At 54.2% G+C, this 16,835-nt stretch carries 19 protein-coding genes; all 19 read right to left on the bottom strand.

Annotated elements, in window-relative coordinates:
- Positions 1-18: 18 nt before the first annotated feature.
- Positions 19-297, bottom strand: coding sequence for a hypothetical protein (locus HMPREF1224_RS42265; RefSeq protein ID WP_010794199.1), 279 nt, complete (start codon positions 295-297; stop codon positions 19-21).
- A 116-nt stretch (positions 298-413) separates the two neighbouring features.
- The gene (locus HMPREF1224_RS42270; RefSeq protein WP_010794200.1) at positions 414-2,468 is read right to left on the bottom strand and encodes a vWA domain-containing protein; all 2,055 of its coding nucleotides are present in this window, start codon (positions 2,466-2,468) and stop codon (positions 414-416) included.
- A gap of 2 nt (positions 2,469-2,470) precedes the next feature.
- A complete protein-coding gene (locus HMPREF1224_RS42275) occupies positions 2,471-2,686 on the bottom strand; it encodes a hypothetical protein (protein ID WP_010794201.1) in 216 nt (71 codons plus the stop codon).
- Positions 2,687-2,852: 166 nt separating this feature from the next.
- On the bottom strand, positions 2,853-3,110 hold the full coding sequence (locus tag HMPREF1224_RS42280; protein ID WP_010792583.1) for a hypothetical protein: 258 nt from the start codon (positions 3,108-3,110) through the stop codon (positions 2,853-2,855).
- A 131-nt stretch (positions 3,111-3,241) separates the two neighbouring features.
- The gene (locus HMPREF1224_RS42285; RefSeq protein WP_010792584.1) at positions 3,242-4,063 is read right to left on the bottom strand and encodes a hypothetical protein; all 822 of its coding nucleotides are present in this window, start codon (positions 4,061-4,063) and stop codon (positions 3,242-3,244) included.
- 11 nt (positions 4,064-4,074) lie between these two features.
- A complete protein-coding gene (locus tag HMPREF1224_RS42290; protein WP_010794202.1) occupies positions 4,075-5,196 on the bottom strand; it encodes an AAA family ATPase in 1,122 nt (373 codons plus the stop codon).
- A gap of 156 nt (positions 5,197-5,352) precedes the next feature.
- Positions 5,353-5,793 carry a hypothetical protein gene (locus tag HMPREF1224_RS42295; RefSeq protein ID WP_010794203.1) on the bottom strand — a complete coding sequence of 147 codons (441 nt, stop codon included), beginning with the start codon at positions 5,791-5,793 and terminating at the stop codon, positions 5,353-5,355.
- Between the two features lie 80 nt (positions 5,794-5,873).
- Positions 5,874-6,047, bottom strand: coding sequence for a ribosome modulation factor (locus HMPREF1224_RS45725; RefSeq protein WP_010792587.1), 174 nt, complete (start codon positions 6,045-6,047; stop codon positions 5,874-5,876).
- Between the two features lie 46 nt (positions 6,048-6,093).
- On the bottom strand, positions 6,094-6,390 hold the full coding sequence (locus tag HMPREF1224_RS0112570; protein WP_031628642.1) for a hypothetical protein: 297 nt from the start codon (positions 6,388-6,390) through the stop codon (positions 6,094-6,096).
- A gap of 619 nt (positions 6,391-7,009) precedes the next feature.
- Positions 7,010-7,507 carry a hypothetical protein gene (locus HMPREF1224_RS42300; protein ID WP_010792590.1) on the bottom strand — a complete coding sequence of 166 codons (498 nt, stop codon included), beginning with the start codon at positions 7,505-7,507 and terminating at the stop codon, positions 7,010-7,012.
- A gap of 62 nt (positions 7,508-7,569) precedes the next feature.
- On the bottom strand, positions 7,570-8,520 hold the full coding sequence (locus tag HMPREF1224_RS42305; RefSeq protein ID WP_010792591.1) for a PD-(D/E)XK nuclease family protein: 951 nt from the start codon (positions 8,518-8,520) through the stop codon (positions 7,570-7,572).
- Between the two features lie 71 nt (positions 8,521-8,591).
- Positions 8,592-8,732: a hypothetical protein gene (locus tag HMPREF1224_RS45445; RefSeq protein WP_153897989.1), complete on the bottom strand. Its 141-nt coding sequence runs from the start codon at positions 8,730-8,732 to the stop codon at positions 8,592-8,594.
- Positions 8,733-9,201: 469 nt separating this feature from the next.
- Complete coding sequence (locus tag HMPREF1224_RS42310; RefSeq protein ID WP_010794204.1) at positions 9,202-10,440, bottom strand: DUF7146 domain-containing protein; 1,239 nt, start codon at positions 10,438-10,440, stop codon at positions 9,202-9,204.
- Between the two features lie 341 nt (positions 10,441-10,781).
- On the bottom strand, positions 10,782-10,919 hold the full coding sequence (locus HMPREF1224_RS45450; RefSeq protein WP_153274579.1) for a hypothetical protein: 138 nt from the start codon (positions 10,917-10,919) through the stop codon (positions 10,782-10,784).
- 611 nt (positions 10,920-11,530) lie between these two features.
- Positions 11,531-12,706, bottom strand: coding sequence for a ParB/RepB/Spo0J family partition protein (locus HMPREF1224_RS0112575; RefSeq protein ID WP_021263700.1), 1,176 nt, complete (start codon positions 12,704-12,706; stop codon positions 11,531-11,533).
- Positions 12,706-13,536: a ParA family protein gene (locus HMPREF1224_RS42315; protein WP_010794207.1), complete on the bottom strand. Its 831-nt coding sequence runs from the start codon at positions 13,534-13,536 to the stop codon at positions 12,706-12,708. The genes HMPREF1224_RS0112575 and HMPREF1224_RS42315 overlap by 1 nt, the downstream gene beginning before the upstream one ends.
- 173 nt (positions 13,537-13,709) lie before the next feature.
- Complete coding sequence (locus tag HMPREF1224_RS0112580) at positions 13,710-15,131, bottom strand: hypothetical protein (RefSeq protein WP_256220528.1); 1,422 nt, start codon at positions 15,129-15,131, stop codon at positions 13,710-13,712.
- Positions 15,132-15,271: 140 nt separating this feature from the next.
- Positions 15,272-16,132, bottom strand: a complete 861-nt coding sequence (locus HMPREF1224_RS42320; protein WP_010794210.1) for a ParB/RepB/Spo0J family partition protein — start codon at positions 16,130-16,132, stop codon at positions 15,272-15,274.
- Positions 16,133-16,193: 61 nt separating this feature from the next.
- Positions 16,194-16,835 (bottom strand): hypothetical protein, encoded by a 642-nt coding sequence (locus tag HMPREF1224_RS44960; RefSeq protein WP_019439026.1) that lies wholly within the window; start codon positions 16,833-16,835, stop codon positions 16,194-16,196.

The raw sequence follows: 16,835 nt of genomic DNA on the forward strand, positions 1-16,835 counted from the left end.
CCCCCGAGGGGGCCACTGTTACAGCAGACTTAGAATCGTGCCCTCTCCCAGCGGAGTGCGTTGGGAATAGCCGTACTCTGTTTTATCCAGCACATAGCTGTAGGTTTCACGCATCCAGCCGAAGCTCAAGACGAGGGTGTTGCCCTCATCCCGGACCCGAAGATCGCGCGCGAATGTTCCTACCTCCTCGATGTAGCCCTGGAGTTCGGCTTGGGTAAGACGAACTCCTGTGGACTCGCGACGAAAGTGCAAAACGCTGTCTACTGACCGTCCGTAGACTTGAGTTTGAGTTGCCATTGAATTGCCCTCCCCCGTCGCGCACGGGGTGATCATTGAGAACACCCGGGCGCGAGCCGGATGGTTTTCCAGCTCGTTGGAGAGAGGGAGGCCGCCCCGAAGGGCGGCATCATTGGTTACATCAGCAGCTGCTTGGCTTGCTCCAGAAGAGCTGGACCAACGTCATCTGCGGTTGCAGCAACGGCGTACGGGATACCCGCCTCTTCCAGCCAGTCCTTTCGGACCTCATTGCCGATGAGGAGGTACACCACCTTGATTCCAGCGTCGACCGCTAACGCAGTCTGTTCTGTAGCCAGGGTCGCACACGACGGAGCACCATCCGTGAGGACAAACATCAGCTTCCTCTGTGCCGGATGGCTTGCCAGGCGTTGGGCTGCTTGGAAAACCGCCTCACCAATCGGGGTGTGATTCCCGCCGGTGATGCTCTCCAGACCGCCAATGCGGTCAACCGCGTTTTGATGGGAGTCCCCGAAGGTCCTCACCACCGTGTTGAGATGGCCAGTTTTTGGAGCAAAGCCCAAGAACTCGCGTGGAGTGTCGATCCTGTGGAACACCTTCTCCATGATCAGCAGGCTCTGCTGGATGGATTTGGCAACTGTCTGCACCTCGTACTCTTTTTCATTGATAGCTTCCCCAGCAGCAATGGCCTTGGCTTTCGCCTTCGCCAACGTCGCGAGAACGCTAGGATCAACCCAGCTTGTCGAGCTAGAAAGATCTGCAAGAACAGAGACCGCTGCGGTAGGGAGTACCGTTTCCTCTTTACGTTCGAAGATACGGCTGTCTCCCATACCTGCACGGTAGAGGTGAGATTGTCCGAGCGAACCGCGGCGCGTCGAGTAGACGTCCGCTTCTTCTCGGTTTAACAGGTAGGCCTGCAGTTTCGTGGCCAGTACATTGACCTTGCGGTCTAGCGCATCAGCCAGTTCACGTGCATGTTCCTTGTCAGCAGGGCAAACAAGCATCCCTTCGACCAGGTCCTTGACCGTTCCAGCCCCCAGTGAGGGTTGGTTCTCCACATCGCTCGGTTCAACTTCGAAAGCTGGAACCGGAGCAGCATCCTGATAGTCCGGGTTGGTACCGTTCTGGATGCTAGTCGCGAGTTGCTGAATCACTTTGTCCATATCCAGGACTTCGGAATCGTCACCACCATTGCTGCTGAGCATTTGCTCGATCAACTCGGCGAGGTCGACCCCGTTTTGCCCTTGGCTGTCGCCTTGGGCATTCTCGGATTGGTTATTGGCATCAGCGTCATCCTCGCCCGGCGCACCTTGGCCATCAGCCTTGGAGTCGGACTCGTCTTCAGCTTTACCGTCATCGCTACCCTGACCACCGGTGTCACCGTTGGTAGGTTCTTGATCATCTTTCTGGCCCTGGCCTTGGCCGTTGTCAGAGGTCTGATCGTCTTCCTGATTACTCTCATCATCCCCTTGCGAGGATTGCTGATCGTCCTGGTCATCCCCTTCGTCACCTTCCGAATTGTCGTCTTCAGGCTCCTCTTGGGGCTGCTCATCCTGCTGGTCACGCTGCTGCTTCAGCATTTCGATCAGCCGAAGGGTGAGATCGCCGGCGTCTTGAGTGGAACGAACGCTCGGGTACTCAGCCAGAAGGATGGTTTCCAGGTTTTCGCGCACCTGGTCGGCATGCTCACCGAAGTGGGCATCGAAGTTTTTCCGAACAGCCGCTAGAGGCTGCTGGTACTCACTCCACCGACGGCTGCGAAGGAAGCACAAGGTGTAGCTTGCAAATGCTTCTTGGGGGCTTTGGCTTCCGTCCCGGAACATGCCGCGATCGAACATGATCGCTGCTCCCTGACGGAAGAAACGCTCAGAACGTCGAGAAGACCGAGTTTGAGCGTATTCCATATACACGTCGTCGACAGCGTTCAGCAGCAGGCCCGCGAAGGCACCATGCTCCATGCTGAACTCCTGAAAAAACGGCACATCGCTGTGCATGATGTGACCGACTTCGTGGTAACCCCAACGCTTGAACAGGATCAAGTCTTCCTCTGTCAAATTCGCCGGCAGAGACGGCAGGTACGCGACCTTACCGTCGGTGCACGGTCTGACATTCGGACGAATCACGAACTTGATCTTGGAGTTTCTTGCCAGAACACGAAGGAAAGAAATCCAACCGTCCTGGAACTGTTTCGCGGTACGTTGCAGCTTACTCATGATCAGACTCCCTTCCGGATTGCGTAGGCTTTCTGGGTGTGCTCATTGGCCCTCTCTCGCAGCACACGAAGTGCTTGAGTGGGGACCTTAAAGCGGGTGTAGATCACTTGGTCTGCAACGTACGTAGCCCGTTTCAGGTACATCCGAGCGGCAACCCGGTGGTACTTGAGCAGGACTTTGTCTTTTGCTGCTTTGATTGCTTTCTGAATCAGGTTCATGGGTATTTCCTCGCACCCGCCGCGCACGGGGCATCGAGATGAACACCCGGGCGCGGAGCCGGGTGGTTTGAGATCAATGACCTCGAACAACAACCCGGCTGTGAGCCGGATTGTTGGTCCAGCTCACTGAGCGGAGTGACTGCCCCGAAGGGGCAGTCCGCATGGATCAGCAGGTTTCCCCGCGGATTAATTTTGCTTCCAAGTCATGACGCAGGACTTGGTGGCGATGGCTTAGAAACTGATCTTTGGCCCGCACTTGGTAGGCGGGGTTTTGGATCTCGTTTGCACGGCCTTGAACCTTTTGGGCGAGGCGCGCCGCCTTACGGCGGTAATGCGCACTCATCAAACGGTGGTAGGCATGCAGCACAACGCCAATCCAGAACTTATCCAGAGCAGCATCCAGTTTCGCGATTGCGATTTTCATGGTCTTACCTCTCACCCGCCGCGCACGGGCAATGTAGAAAAAAGCCCGGGCGCGGTGCCGGGCTCGTTAGAACAAACCCGGCATGAGCCGGATTTGTCCAGCTCACAAGGAGGGAGGCCCATGGGGCCTAGTTATAGGAACAGGGACATACCGATGTTGGTTGGCACCGAAACCTTGGTCCTGGAGCCACCTAGTAGACTGGCATCTTCAAGCACCTTCAGAAGGCCAGGGAACGTCTTGTACCAGTCCATTTCTTGAACGGACTGGCGTTGGAACGGTCGCTGGAAATCGAGGGTGTAGTCAGAGTCACTCGTTACCGAGAACTCGGCTCCGGCTTTGTTGAGCTCGGCAAGAAAAGCCCGTGCACAGACATCCAAAACCGACTCTTGGGTTCTAAATCGCCATAACCCCTTCCCGCTTGGCAGCAGGTTGGTGCTGTCGATAAAGCCCCTTTCCTCGAAAATTTCTCGCCCCTTTGGGGACATGGTTTCCCAGTCCCGAACCGAGGCGATGCCTTTACGAATCGAAGCCCCGTTCAAAGCGACTTCAAACTCATTGCCTACCATCCTGAAAGCTAGGGGATGACCCGCATCGATGAGCACCCGAACTACATTCTCTAAGTGGGCAAGCCCCTCATTGAACTGCTCTGCAGTGCAGCTTTTGACACGGACATAGATTCCCCGGCTTAGGAGGTCAAACTCAGCGACTATCGACTGGGCTGCATCGAGTTCCACGGGGGAATGATCGATTGGCTGCGACGAATAGCCGTTGCTTCGAGCGTCGGCAACCTGGGCACAAACATGCTCCCAGGCTTCCTCCGCTGTTCCGCAGAGCAACTCCTTCTTACCGGAAACACCTCGCATGACTGAACCTTCCCACACTGTCACGAGGAACGTATTCACGTCCCCACGTACAGCGATGAAACGTCCCGAATCGTTCGTCAGGTAGAACATCACCTACCTCCTTACGCTATCTGAGCCGCATTGCTAACCGCAGCTTTCGTCAGCGCATCCAGCTGGTCCGCCACCGAGGTGGTGTACTCTTCCGGAAGTACGAGGTCGCGATCGAAGGTTTCATCGAAGAGTTCGCGGGCCAGAGCCTGGTCCGCTTCTTCGAGGTTGCCGTAGATAGCGTCGACGAAGGATTCATCCAGATCATCATACAGAGCCATTTTGGTAACCCAGCGTTTGAGCTCACGGAAGGAGATGTTGTCGAACGCCTCCTCCTGCGAAAACGCAACACGGAACCGGAACGCGAACTCAACCATCAGTTGGATGTTGAGATCATCCACTCCAGTGTTCAGACCATGCAGAGCAGCCATCTCTTTCTCAGCCGACATGAAGTTGGCCTTGAAGGAGGTGAAGCGGCTACGTACTGCACCGTTCTGTCCCTTCGTGCCGGCATACCGGGGATCACGCGAGGACTTACCACCAGTGTTATCGGTTGCGAACAACCGGAACGACGGGTGACGAACGATGTTCATCCCACCTTCGAGGCCGAGGAGTTCCCTCGGGTCCAGTTCAGGGTCAATCCCGTGGTGTTTCAGCGTCACGACCTCATCACCTTGGAGGATGTCGTTCAGACTGAGAAGCACGCCGGGATTCAGGCTGCAGATTTCGTCGATGGTGCAGCTCAGCCCATGGCGATAGGCATAACTCAGCACACCATCAACACTTTTCACACCGTCCTTCCCAAGGGTACGGAACCCTACCAGGTAACCTTCATCAACACCGGGGCCGGCATTGATTGCGATTGACGGACGGTTAAGACGGCCATTGATCTGGTTGATGAGGGAGGACTTACCGGTCCCCTTCTCGCCTACCAGCATGATGGAGTCTTTCGTCGCCATGCTCAGGAGAACCCGGCGAACCAGGCTTTCATTGAACACGTAATTGCTGTCGACACTCGGCGAAAGCGGATGACGCTCTGCCGGTACCGGGATCGGTTTCTCAAAACCCTTCAGAGGGGTAGAGAAGCCGAACAGCTCGTGGACCATTACCGGCTCGAACTTCTGGCTGGTGACAGCTTGGATGTGAGCGGCTTTGATCTCTTCGACGGTGATGTTCTTCTTGGCTACGTTGTTCATTTGTATTTCCTCGCACCCGCCGCGCACGGGGCATTGAGATGTACACCCGGGCGCGGAGCCGGGTGTTGTGAGATCGGTGACCTCGAGCAAACACCCAGCACTGAGCTGGATGTTTGGTCCAGCTCACAGAGCAAGGAGAGGCCCCTAAGGGGCCCGTTAATAGACGGCTACGCGGTCGTACATGGGGATCGCATCCGAGTCGTAAAACCCGAACATGATCATCCCAGCGCACAGTCGCTCTTCTGCGAGTCCGATTCTCCGAGCCAGCTCGGGAACCGAGAGATGCAGATCGATTTGCAGGTTGTTCAGCACGGCCCAGAAGGAGCGTGCTGGCAATACCTGGACCTCAATGACCGGCAGGATGCCAACCATCACGATCTCTTCGATTTGCTCTGACTGAGGAACGTCGTAGACGGCTCCATGAACGAACCCCTTCTTCCACTCGTCGTAGGAGATGGTGTCGGGAGTTTCAGGGTTGTCAAATAAGGTCCGGCCTCGTAGCGCAGCCTGACGGCCTTGCTCCCAGCTGGTTGCCCCGAAATAGACTTCCTGGATGATCCCGCACAGTTCGTTGTCGCTGTATTGGCGATGTTGCATTGCTAAAAGCTCCTACCCGCTGCAGACGGGAGAATTGAAGAGTTCACTCCCGCCTGCAGGTCGGGAGGGTCCGACCTGGCTTAGCCTGGTTGGTCGTCGTAGAGGCGTGCGATGTCGTCCCAGTTGCCTGGTTCTTTCGCTACCAACCAGCCCATTGCCCATGCCCTGCCCTCTTGGGACATGGATGGGTACGGATTGGATTGGTTGGAGTTGCCCGAACGATATGCTTCTTTGCCTTGTTGAAACGCCTTCATTGAATGCTCCTTCCCGAAATCCGGGTGATGGCCACCCGAAACCCGATCACCGGGCCGGTTTTCCGATGTGCTTCATTTCCGCATGACAGGCCGCGAGGGCCAGATCCAGGGCAAACCTCGTAGCGAGGAAAGCCATCCCCAGTGGGGTGTGGAGAAGAATCGGTTTGAGCAATTTTCGAATTATGTTCGTTGTCCGCAGCACGTAATCGGCAATGATCACCGACCAATAGATCATCGGAACAATTGCTTTTGGTGCTGGTATATCTCCCCCGCAGCCAACATACAGGGCGAACCCGACTGATAGCTTTAGGTTAGAAACGAACTTGGATTTTTTGGTTTTCATGGTATTCACCTTCTAGTTTAGTTAGTTCATGGTTTTTCTCCTGTCCTAACCCCAGAGGTGATCATCCCTTAGGGGAATTTCACCCCCAGGGTATGTCCATGGAATTTATGGCGTGCTGCTTCGTGTTCCACCTACGTCGCCACCGGCACGCCGGCGCTCAACGTAGTCACAACCCCAGTAAATTGCGAATGCAAGAAACAGGATTCCGAGAGTCACACTGAAAGACATGGTCGCATCCTCGCGATGAGTAATAAGAGATTCTTTCGATCCTCTACTCACCTAGGGGCTACGTGCACGCTTCTTTGCCCGACGCGATTTACGTTTTACCGTGCGCGTCGGCTTCATTTTAGGACGCTTCTTCCGTCCCTGAGCCGTTGAGTTCAACGTAATGAGTGCAGTCATCAATATGGAAACCACAAAGACTATGCGAAGTTCATTAGTAGACCATCCTACGAACAGGGAGGAGGCAGAAGCACCCATGATGGACGCGATGATCACGACCATCAGGTTTTTTATGTAGCTCATGTTGCCTCCAAAGTTACGCCGTCGCGTGTTATGTGAAACACGACCAGGGCGTCCCGCCGGAAGTGTTGAACTTCCGGCCCGAAAGGGCTGGAAATTAGCCCTCCGGTTGGAGGAATAGCGGTGGCATATCGTCAGTATCCAGAGAGAAGTCGAGCATGCCCTGTTTACGCAGTTCAACTCGGTCCTTAACTCTAGCTTCTAACTTGGCTTTGATTTCATCTCGAAGCTCATTGTGTTTCCACTTGGGCATCGAGCGGGACCACGAACCGAGGTAATGCGCACCGTGGAAGTCGCTCCGAATCCTCGGAGACAGCAACCTGTGCGTTAGTACCTGCTTATTCGAGCCCCATACCACATTGATGCCTTCCTCCCCGTCGGAACTCATGATGAGTTCAGAGGAGTTGGCAATAAGCTGTAAACGCTCGTGGTACGACACCCTCCCAAACTCTTCAGCTAGTAAGGCGCCTTCGGCCAAGTAATTCCGCATCAGGAAATCACCAATCTTACGACTGGCGAGATCCTCAGCTTCCTTGTCACGGCGAATTCGTACAGCACGTTGAGCGTAGCGCTCCATTCGATAAGACTCACGCATGTAGCCTCCTCGAGGGCGCACCAGCCCCGTAGGGCTGTTTTGCCCCACAGGGTTGTTTATATTCAGATTAGGTCTGCAAGTGTCAGACCTGCTTTAACGCTGTATCCCGACAAGCAACCTTCGAGGCATAGCCCCGCCATGTCACACCGTTTGGAGTGACTATCGCAGGGTGAGTCGTAGGCCATATGAGGGGCACGGAAAAACTCACCTGCGCGAAGCCGTTTGGCAACTACGCGGGCATATTCCACTGCTTCCTCAATGTCGGCCGCCGTCCGTTTTACCCAGTGGACTGGATGCCAGATGGCGTTCACAACTGATTTGGAGTCCGGTTTCGTGATGTTGGGCTTCTGCCCTGAGGCATAACCACAAAGCTTTGGCTCTCTGATTCCCAACTGCTGGCATGCTAATTTCACTGCCAGCCAGTAGTAGGTCAGCTGATACCCGTATCGGGAAAACAACTCACCCTCAGGCTGTGCAGCGGTTTTCCAGTCCAAGATCACGACGTCGCCAACATCAGCCAACATCTCCCCTTTCGGGTTGAATATTGGTTTTGTGCATTCACCGACAAAGTCGATTACTAGCGTGATGAAGGTACGCTCAGCGATTTTCAACTTGAACTGTCCTTCAATAATCAGTGGCTTGAGGCCAAGATTACGGAAGTAAGACGGAAAGCCTGCAGCTAATTGTTTACCAAGAACCTCTGCTGTTTCCCGAGACTTAGACTTGGCCATGCTTATCAACTTTCCGTCGGATAAACCTTCGAACTTGTTAATAAACTGAGTGGCCATTTCCTCCTCTGGAATGTATCCCTTGACGAACCCTTCGATCACCCAATGCAAGGCTGAGCCGAACAGTAGGTTGAGCGGGGTTGCCTCGGGTTTTACACGAGCTCGGTAGTACCCAAGCAGCCGAGTGCAAACCATGGATTTCATGATCTGCGTTGGAGACAGCGTTATGTCTACTTCATCCGGGAGTGGATTGAAGATGTAATGCGGATTCACGAACGAAGTCATGCGATCACCTTTTCTAGGCGCACACGACTACCCGAGGGCAATCTTGTCGCCCTCGTGGGTTCTTGAATGGTTTAGAAGTCTATGACTTCAGATTCTTTTTCAGGTTGGTCATCCTCTCCGCGGAAAAAACGCCCTTGCGCAATTTCCAATTGCTCACCTTCCGGCTGTTGCCACAAGGATGGAGCTTCGAGAAGTTCAACTTGGCCTGTCATGGTGTTTCCTCCTATATCCCCGCTGCACCGGGAATAAGCTCGCGAAGAGATCCCGTGCAGGGGTAAGCATTGAAGCTGGAGGGTGCCTTTGACTGGTTAGCGTGCGAACACACATACCGAAATGGCGGGGAGATACACGTTCCTGGAACACGTCTACCTTGCAGGAGCAAAGGACATGCCTGGTATCTCGAGATTGTGGACTGATCAGACGATCGTCCAGTCTGTTCCAACAATGTCTGTGCTCATCTAACTCGAATTCGAGTATCGAGTCGCACCCCAGAAAACCTCGGTGAATTCACCAACGTAGTCTGGGTTTGCTCTTTCGGAGAAAGGCAAATGGGACAGACACTTTTTAGCCGAGCACATCCTAGTAGTCAAGATGTCCAAGGTCGAAACAAAGCTACTCTGGGTTTAGCATGCGAAAAAAAACCCCAGACCAGCAAAAGCTGGACCGGGGTTTCTTGAGCGCTCACGCACAGGCACTGAGCAAGCCATCTGCGTTGACTGGCTTGAAGCCCATGAAGATCCCACCTTCGCATGCTTTCGCACGCAGGAGGTGGAAGCGTTGCGGCAATGGCTGTCCAACGACCTTCTCAACCACGATGATATCTTCCCAATCCTGGCCCTTGGCTCCAGGAGTGTGAATCACATCGGGCAGCATGAAGGCCACCTCGAACCCTTTACGCATCAGCTCAATAAAGAGCTTCCACGCAAAGGTTTGTCCATCGCCATATTTCCCACGTGCTTCGTTGTATGGGTCGTTATCAGACCAGATAACTACCCTATCGAATTCAGCACGATCGACAAACAACGTCGCCAGAGTGGTGCAGGCATGCGCTACTCGAACAGACTCGCCTGTTGCCAGGTGGATTGCCCATCCTTTCTCTACGCCTTCGGTCACATGCAGCGTCCTGCAACCTTCGACGTTTGCTACTCGGATTGACGCTCCTTTGAAGCCAGACAACGGGGAATCAACTTTCTTCACCTTCGAGACACCTTCCAGCTTATGACCATCCGGAGTCAGGTAGATCTTGTGGAAATTCACCACTCGACCAGTCCTGCTCCGAAACGCCGACACGATGGCCGGGAACCGACCGATGAGCTCCTTCACAACCTGACCATCTTTCTTACGGGTTTCGTAATACTCGAGGGCCGGGTGGAATTTCACGTCACCAAGGTTGCTGTTAAGCGGGATACCGCGGTGTTGAAAGTACAAACGGCCAGGAAGAGCATCCGGGTGGGTTAACGAGATCAAGCCTTCTGCAGTCTTGATGTGCTTCGCCTTCCGCTTCTGCTCATCCTCCGGACTTATGCCAGCCCGTGAATTGACCACTACAGGAGTGACCTTACGGGTATAGCTTTTGCCGCTTGTTAGTGCATCTCTGACTTTGAACATTACGTCGGTGAAGTTGCGACCGACGCCGTCCAGGATCAGAAGCTCTACTGGGTCCCGGCCACCGTCCTGCAAGCAGGAGCAGATAGCGCGGTCTTCGTAGCCCGGCTTGTTTGAGAATCTGAAATCACTCTTCCCTCCCCCATTCCGGTGACGGTGTGGGAAAGGGCAGTCGACCAGATGTCCATGGTTCTTGAGTGCAGCATCGAACGAGCTAGTCAAACGTGGGATCACGTTAAGCCAACCGCCGTTGCTCTTCACCAGCTCCAGGACTTCCTCAGACAGTTTCGGACGTTTGTCGTCTTGACGATCCATAGCTACCTCCAATTGCAAGGCAGCCACGTCCCCTTAGGGATGGCTTGCCCTAAGGGTGGGAATTGCGCGAGCGCGAGTTTTTAAAGAACCCAGCTCCAGAATTCTGGGACTGGAATCTCTCCAGACATCCGTGCGGAATTTCGCATGCGAAAGCTGGGGGAAAGATCACCTCCAAAGCTAAGGAGGCCCCCAGCTGAAATCAAGGACATGAAGTCTACAAATGCAGAAAGGCCCGGTGCATCTCTGCGCCGGGCCTTTCGTCTCATCTGTCTAGGGCACCTCTAATACAGCCTGCAAAGGTTGTATTAGGGGTGCCCTTGACGAAGTCATAGGGCACGAGATCAGCATTCAACTCCAGCAGCTTCAAAGGAAGCACATCTGTCGTGTTGGACCTTTGTCATTGTGTTTCGCGCATCATCTCCCTGAAAAAGGAAGAGAGCAGCAGAAAGCGCAAAGGCAAAGGTGAGTGCATATTTCATGTCGTGGTCCTCAATGTGAATTGAAACGACCACTACCCTCCCGAAGGCGATGTGGATCGCCCTAGGGGTCGAGTGAGATTTGCTTAGAAAACACTCTGCGACGGAATAGCGAATGATGAGGCCAAGGGGGCACACACCAAACACCAAACCGAGCGAATGTCACCACAACGCAGCAACCAGCTCAGCAAAATTGGCGAATGGGCGTGTTCACACCAAAACGCAAAATCGCAGAGTGAAGTCCTTTACGAACTCACGCGACACTGACTTGTTAAAGAACGTGAAGCAGGTAGATCACGATGATCAAGATGCAATGCACCTGGAACATCGCAAAACGATGAACCAAGTGAAAAGCACCAGGTTCACCTTGAAGCGAGATGATTAGAACGGCGACTGAATACAGTCACTGAACCAATCTCCCACCACAACCCTTGAATTCAAAGGCGGGGGCGGGTTGTGATCAGCTATCAGTGAGTTCACCAACAGCGGGAGATCACGAGAAAACGCCTTCACGATAGGTCGCCCTACCCCGCCATTCAAGTACGCCGTGTCCCAAAATGAAAAAGGGCGCCTCAATTGCTTGAAGCGCCCTATTCCCCTACTGAAGATTTAGTTCAGCCATCGGTCTCCATCGCTGCGACGCTGACGATGTCGATCTGATCCACCTTTATCTGCTTGGGCTGTTGTGATCCGCCGATCATCAGCATGCACCATGCCTTGGAAGGATCTTCGCTGACGCGATCATTCATCAAATACCCGGACGCTACAGCACTGTCCAGTGCAACCTTGATACCGATTACCTGACGCTCCGCAGTAATCGGGATGTATCCCTTACCATTCCTCTTCGTAGTAGAACTATTCGGCGTAGATGTCTGGTTGGTAACCTGCGACGTTTGCGTTTCTGTCACCGGTGCAGAGGGCTCAGTTCCTTCCTTTTCCTGCGGGGCCTGGTTGGCACCGGGTTTAGCATGCGAAACTGGAGGGACATCCCCACTGGTTTCTTGTTGTAGAGGTACAGGAGGAGTCGCTGTTTTGTCGCCCTGCCCTCCTTCAACTGTTGGCGTTCCGAGCGTCTTACCGGCTATAGGCTTCCCTTTTGCGAGTTTCACCGCTTCGCGGACTTGCTGTCGACTCAATGAGCCGTCAGCGTGCGCTTTCGAAATGAAGGATTCGTAGACCTCTAGCTGCAAAGTCTTCAACTGCCGCATTTCGCGTAGAACTTCGGTGTCCCCGGTTATCCCCTGCTTTATCAAATCGACGAGTTCGTCTGGGAGGTCCGCGAGTCCAAGGTGGATGGATACCCAGGTCTCGCTTTTGCTCATGCGCTTGGCGATGTCCTGGTTGCTCATGTGAGCCCCTCGAGCCTTCGCATTTGCTTTCGCTTTGGCCAACCCCTTGCCAATTTCGTAAGGGTTAAGGTCATCACGATGAACGTTCTCAATCAGCTGCGAGAACACCTCATCCGAATCGTCCCGAACCGCGGCATCTACGATTGCCTTGAGTTTGAACCCAGGCAACAATGTGGCGGCAGCTACACGCCGGCCTCCTTTCTGCAAGGGGTACTTTTTCGTGTCAGGGTTCATCGGGCCGACGATAATAGGGGATTGCTGTCCTTCTGTTTTAAGGGTTTCAGCAAGCTCCTCGATATCTTTGAAGTCCTCTCGCACCTGAGGCTTAACGAGGACCTGATCCACAGTGAGCAGGATGATCTGGTGTTCTTGCGCGAGACGATCTACGTCTGTCAGATCACGTAGCTTTTCAAGGCTATCCAGGTTCAGTGTCTTGGCCATTACTTAGCACCTGCCTTCTTCACTTTAACGCCCGACATGTGAGCAAGCTCTTCCATTAGGGTGATCATTTCTTTTGCAGCGTCACGCTCTGCTCCACTGGTTCGAAGTGCCCATACCGGCTTGCACTGCCGCACTGCGGTATCTATCGCACCGCGGATAGAGAGGCTGGTTCGGAGGATTTTCTTCCCTACGACTTCCCGCAATTCGGCAAGCGACTCTTGGTGCGCTTTCACCCGCGTGTTCAACTTGTTGCAGATGATCCCGGTTGGTTCGATTCGAGTGCCCAGAATCGGAGTGAGTTTGTCGAAGCTTTCGATCAAGGAGATCACACCATCGACGGCAAAAGCTGCGAGCTCTACCGGCACATAGATGTGGTCAGCGATCACCGAAGCCGCGGTCATCTTCACACCGTTTGTGGGGGGAGTGTCGATGACTATGTAGTCGTACTCCTCACCGAGACGCTGAATGTGGCTTGCAAATGTCCTGATCACCTGGAGACCCATTTGCTCAACCGAATAAAGATCCGTGTCGCCATTCAGTGAGTAGATCAGATCGGCGCCGAATTCAGTTTTAATCGGCATCAAATCTGGCAGGGTGTCCTGGAAGAGATGCGCACTACGCAGTCCACCCTCGCGCCCCTGAGGAGCCAGGCGGCTTGAGAAATTCCCTTGCCCATCCAAGTCGATCCCAAGGACCTTGTAACCCTGTTCTGCAAGATATACCAGCCAATGGAAGTCGATGGTCGTCTTCCCTACCCCACCTTTTTGGTTGGTGAACACGTGCACATCGGCAGGTTCTTTGCGCTTCTTCTTGATCACAGTAGCTGCCATGTCTGGCTCCTTATCCGGTAATGGCAACCACTCTAACCGCAATGCGGCCCTTTTCAAGTAAAAAACCCCGCCTTGCGAGGTTTTTTTTACGATATTTCCGCGATGCGGATTTTCAGGAGGAGGTGATGGATTATTCTTTACCCATTGCTCGGTTTCGCATGCTAAACCGTTGATTACATCGGGACTTCCTGGGGGTGGACGGTAGCATGATTGGTGTTCGTCGTTCGGTTCAGGTACTCGACACGCTTGGCCGCGCCCTGTTTGTCGTAGTACCGCCCCATGTACAGATAGAACGTGCTCCCTTTGTGTACCGGTTCGAAATCCTTGATCCCGTACGCCTCTAGGTAGCGCTGGAACTTCTGCCAGCTACCTTCATCCTTATAAACGTAGAGGACGTCGTAGATCACACGTGACTTTGGGGACACGACGATCGGTGCTGGGGACTGTACTGAAGATGTCACAGGGCCGCCGGCAAGCACCGCGCTACCAGCATCTGAGCCCCTCTGAATCACAACCGGAGAGATCTTAGGCTCGAACTTGGCCACAGTTACTACTGGTGCCTGCTTGGATGCGATAGCCAGAGGCTTCGCATCTTGTTTGACCGGCTTGTCGTCAACCTTGGCGTAGGTGGTTGGCTTTTCACCATAGGAGCCTGCGTAGACTGCTCGACCAGTGACGACCGGGGCCACGACTGTAGCCTTTTTGATTTCAGCGCCGGCCGTCAAGGCCGCTACCTCTGTCCGGGCTTTGGCGGTGATTTCAGTTTTCTCACGCGCGAGTCGTGCTTTGATTTCGGCGATTCGGCTCTCTGTTAAGCTCCCGATCTCAGGCGAAGGCTGATCCGTGATTGCTGCTGTTACCGCCACAGGTGTCTGCAGCTGACGGGAGAGATCAGCCAATCGTTCATGCTCTTTCTGAGCCGCTGCCAATTTCGTCTCAAGCTGGGAGAGTTGCCCTTTCAGCTCACTAATCTGGTTATTGATTTCAACAACCGCATTTGCTGCTCGCCGTTCCGCGTCCGCGTTAGCTACCGCCATTGCAAAGCGTTGCTTCTCAAGAGTGCGGGAGCTTTCCGCCTTTTGTTCCGCAAGCTGAGCTTTCAGTTTCGCCAGATCGGCCTGCTTGGCTGTATCAGCAGCTTTCAACTGCTCAATCTCAGCCATCGCTCGATTCTCAGCCTCGAGTAATGCGCGGTCACGGTCATTCTCAATGATGGACTGGCGTATGGCCGCCTTTGAATTCTCTTCAGCAACCCGGGCCTGTGAGGCCTGGGTTGCCGCTTGGAACTCTTCAATCCGGCTCGACTCAGTTGAGGGAGCTTTACCCGAGCCTAGATCCTGTTCGTAGGCTGTTGTAGAAAGCGACGCCTCCAAGGCCTGCTTTTGCTTTTCGAGCGAATCAATCTGATCCTTGAACTCGTTCAGGCGGCGCATGTAGAGAATCTGCGATTCGGTGTACTTCTGGCTACCGAGACCATCCTGGATACGTTGATCGTACTGGGATTGAGGCTCGATGGAAGCTAGCTCCACCGGCTCGTGGGTGGAGGTACAACCGGCTAACACTGCCGTCAGAGCGATAGCCAGCAGAGTTGGCACCGGGAATGGTCGGTTTAGCATGCGAAATTATACCTTCGGCCTCTGGCTACCCGCAGGATGGTCGGCAAGGTTCGGCAGGGCCATAACAATGGCTTCTGTCGTAATAATGGAAACGGAGTGCCCAAATTCGAGGGTAGGGGCTAACACTCGTCGACTTTGATGCCTAGCCGCTCCAGAAGCCCTGCGAATTGATCGTCACCTGTCATGAGAAAGCCCATCTGCCAATTGCCACTCGGTGTCTTCTGAATCACACAGGGATACCCCGTGTGATCGGATACCAGCCGGGTCAGACGTGCGATGTCGGCGTCTTGCTTGGGCAAGTTGACCTTTGGCTTAGGCTTGTTGAGGTGCTTGGCAACCTCATCTTCGATCCTCTTAACGCTCCACCCCAGCCTTACGGCTTTCGTCGCGACTTCACGTTGGATGCCTTTCGAGTCGAGTGAGCACAGCGGGCGAGCCTGGGTCGCCGTGAGTTTGCCGTGGATCATGAAGTCCTTGGCAGTGATGTCCAAGGTGAGTAACCGCAGGTAGTTGGAGACGTGCGATCTGCTTTTACCCAGCTCCTTGCCTATTTGCTCGTGGGAGAGACCGGTTTCTTGTATGTCTGCATAGGCTTGAGCTTCTTCGATCGGGTTGAGTTGCACCCGGAGAACGTTCTCTACAGCAGAAATGAAACGGGCCTGGTTATCCGTGTAGTGCCCGATCCGACAATGCAGGCGGGGGATCATCTTGAGTTGCGCCGCGCGCCATCGTCGTTCGCCGGAAATGATGAAGTAGCCGCCCTGAGCACGGGGACATAGCACCACCGGGGTTACATTCCCCCCGGCCTTGACCATGCTGTCACCTAGCTCTTCCAGCTCTGCAAGAGTGAAGTTCCGACGGGTTTGCCAGATGCCAGGCTGCATGAGATCAACATCGACGTCTCGGTGCTCAACAGGTACTAGGTTGATACCCAGGCAATGGGACTCTGTGGGGTTGATTCCGGTCTCTGATTGATACACGTGAAACCCTCGTGCGTTCGTGAAACATGATACACGAGGGATAACGGATTGGCCGCAAAAATCAACGCCCTAATGAGCTGGCCACCTGAATCGTTGCATCTTCGATTAGTCCCCAAGGCCGCCCTGCAGGACGTAAGCAGATCACCAGGCCAGGAGACTCGCCTCTGGAAGTGTAGGGTAGGGGGTGAGCAATGTGGGATGGATCATCGTCCGGCAAGAACCCATTCGAAACAAGTGCATCAATAACCGGTTTGCAGGCCGCGGTAACACTTTCTGGGTCGAGCAAGCTGCTCTCACCTGTGATGTATACCTCCTCGACCAACAGAGGATAGGTCGCAATGGCTATCCATTCCTCGAGAACAGCCTTGTAGGTGTATCGAAGGGCCTCCACTCGTTTCAGCCATGTGTTCTTCAGGCGGGTGGCCTTGGCGTCGTGGACGCGGAGCATGGTGTTGAGAGAGACCAGCTTCGCCCCGGGGAAGCAAATGGTCAGTACCCTGGATGTAGATTCCAGGCTAATCCTGTCTTTCCTCCCATCCATATTGGCGGTTTGGACTTTTTCGAGGCGCTGGACGGCCTTGCTCGGTTTTTTATCAGCAGGGGAGGGCGGGGTAGATGTTGGCTCGCTTTGGAGCTGCCTTGCAATCCGCTCCAGAAATTTGGGATCACTGGCGAATGCAGCCCGGTGGTTTGACTTACGCAT

The organism is Pseudomonas sp. P179, assembly GCF_000478485.2.
Lineage (GTDB): Bacteria > Pseudomonadota > Gammaproteobacteria > Pseudomonadales > Pseudomonadaceae > Pseudomonas > Pseudomonas aeruginosa.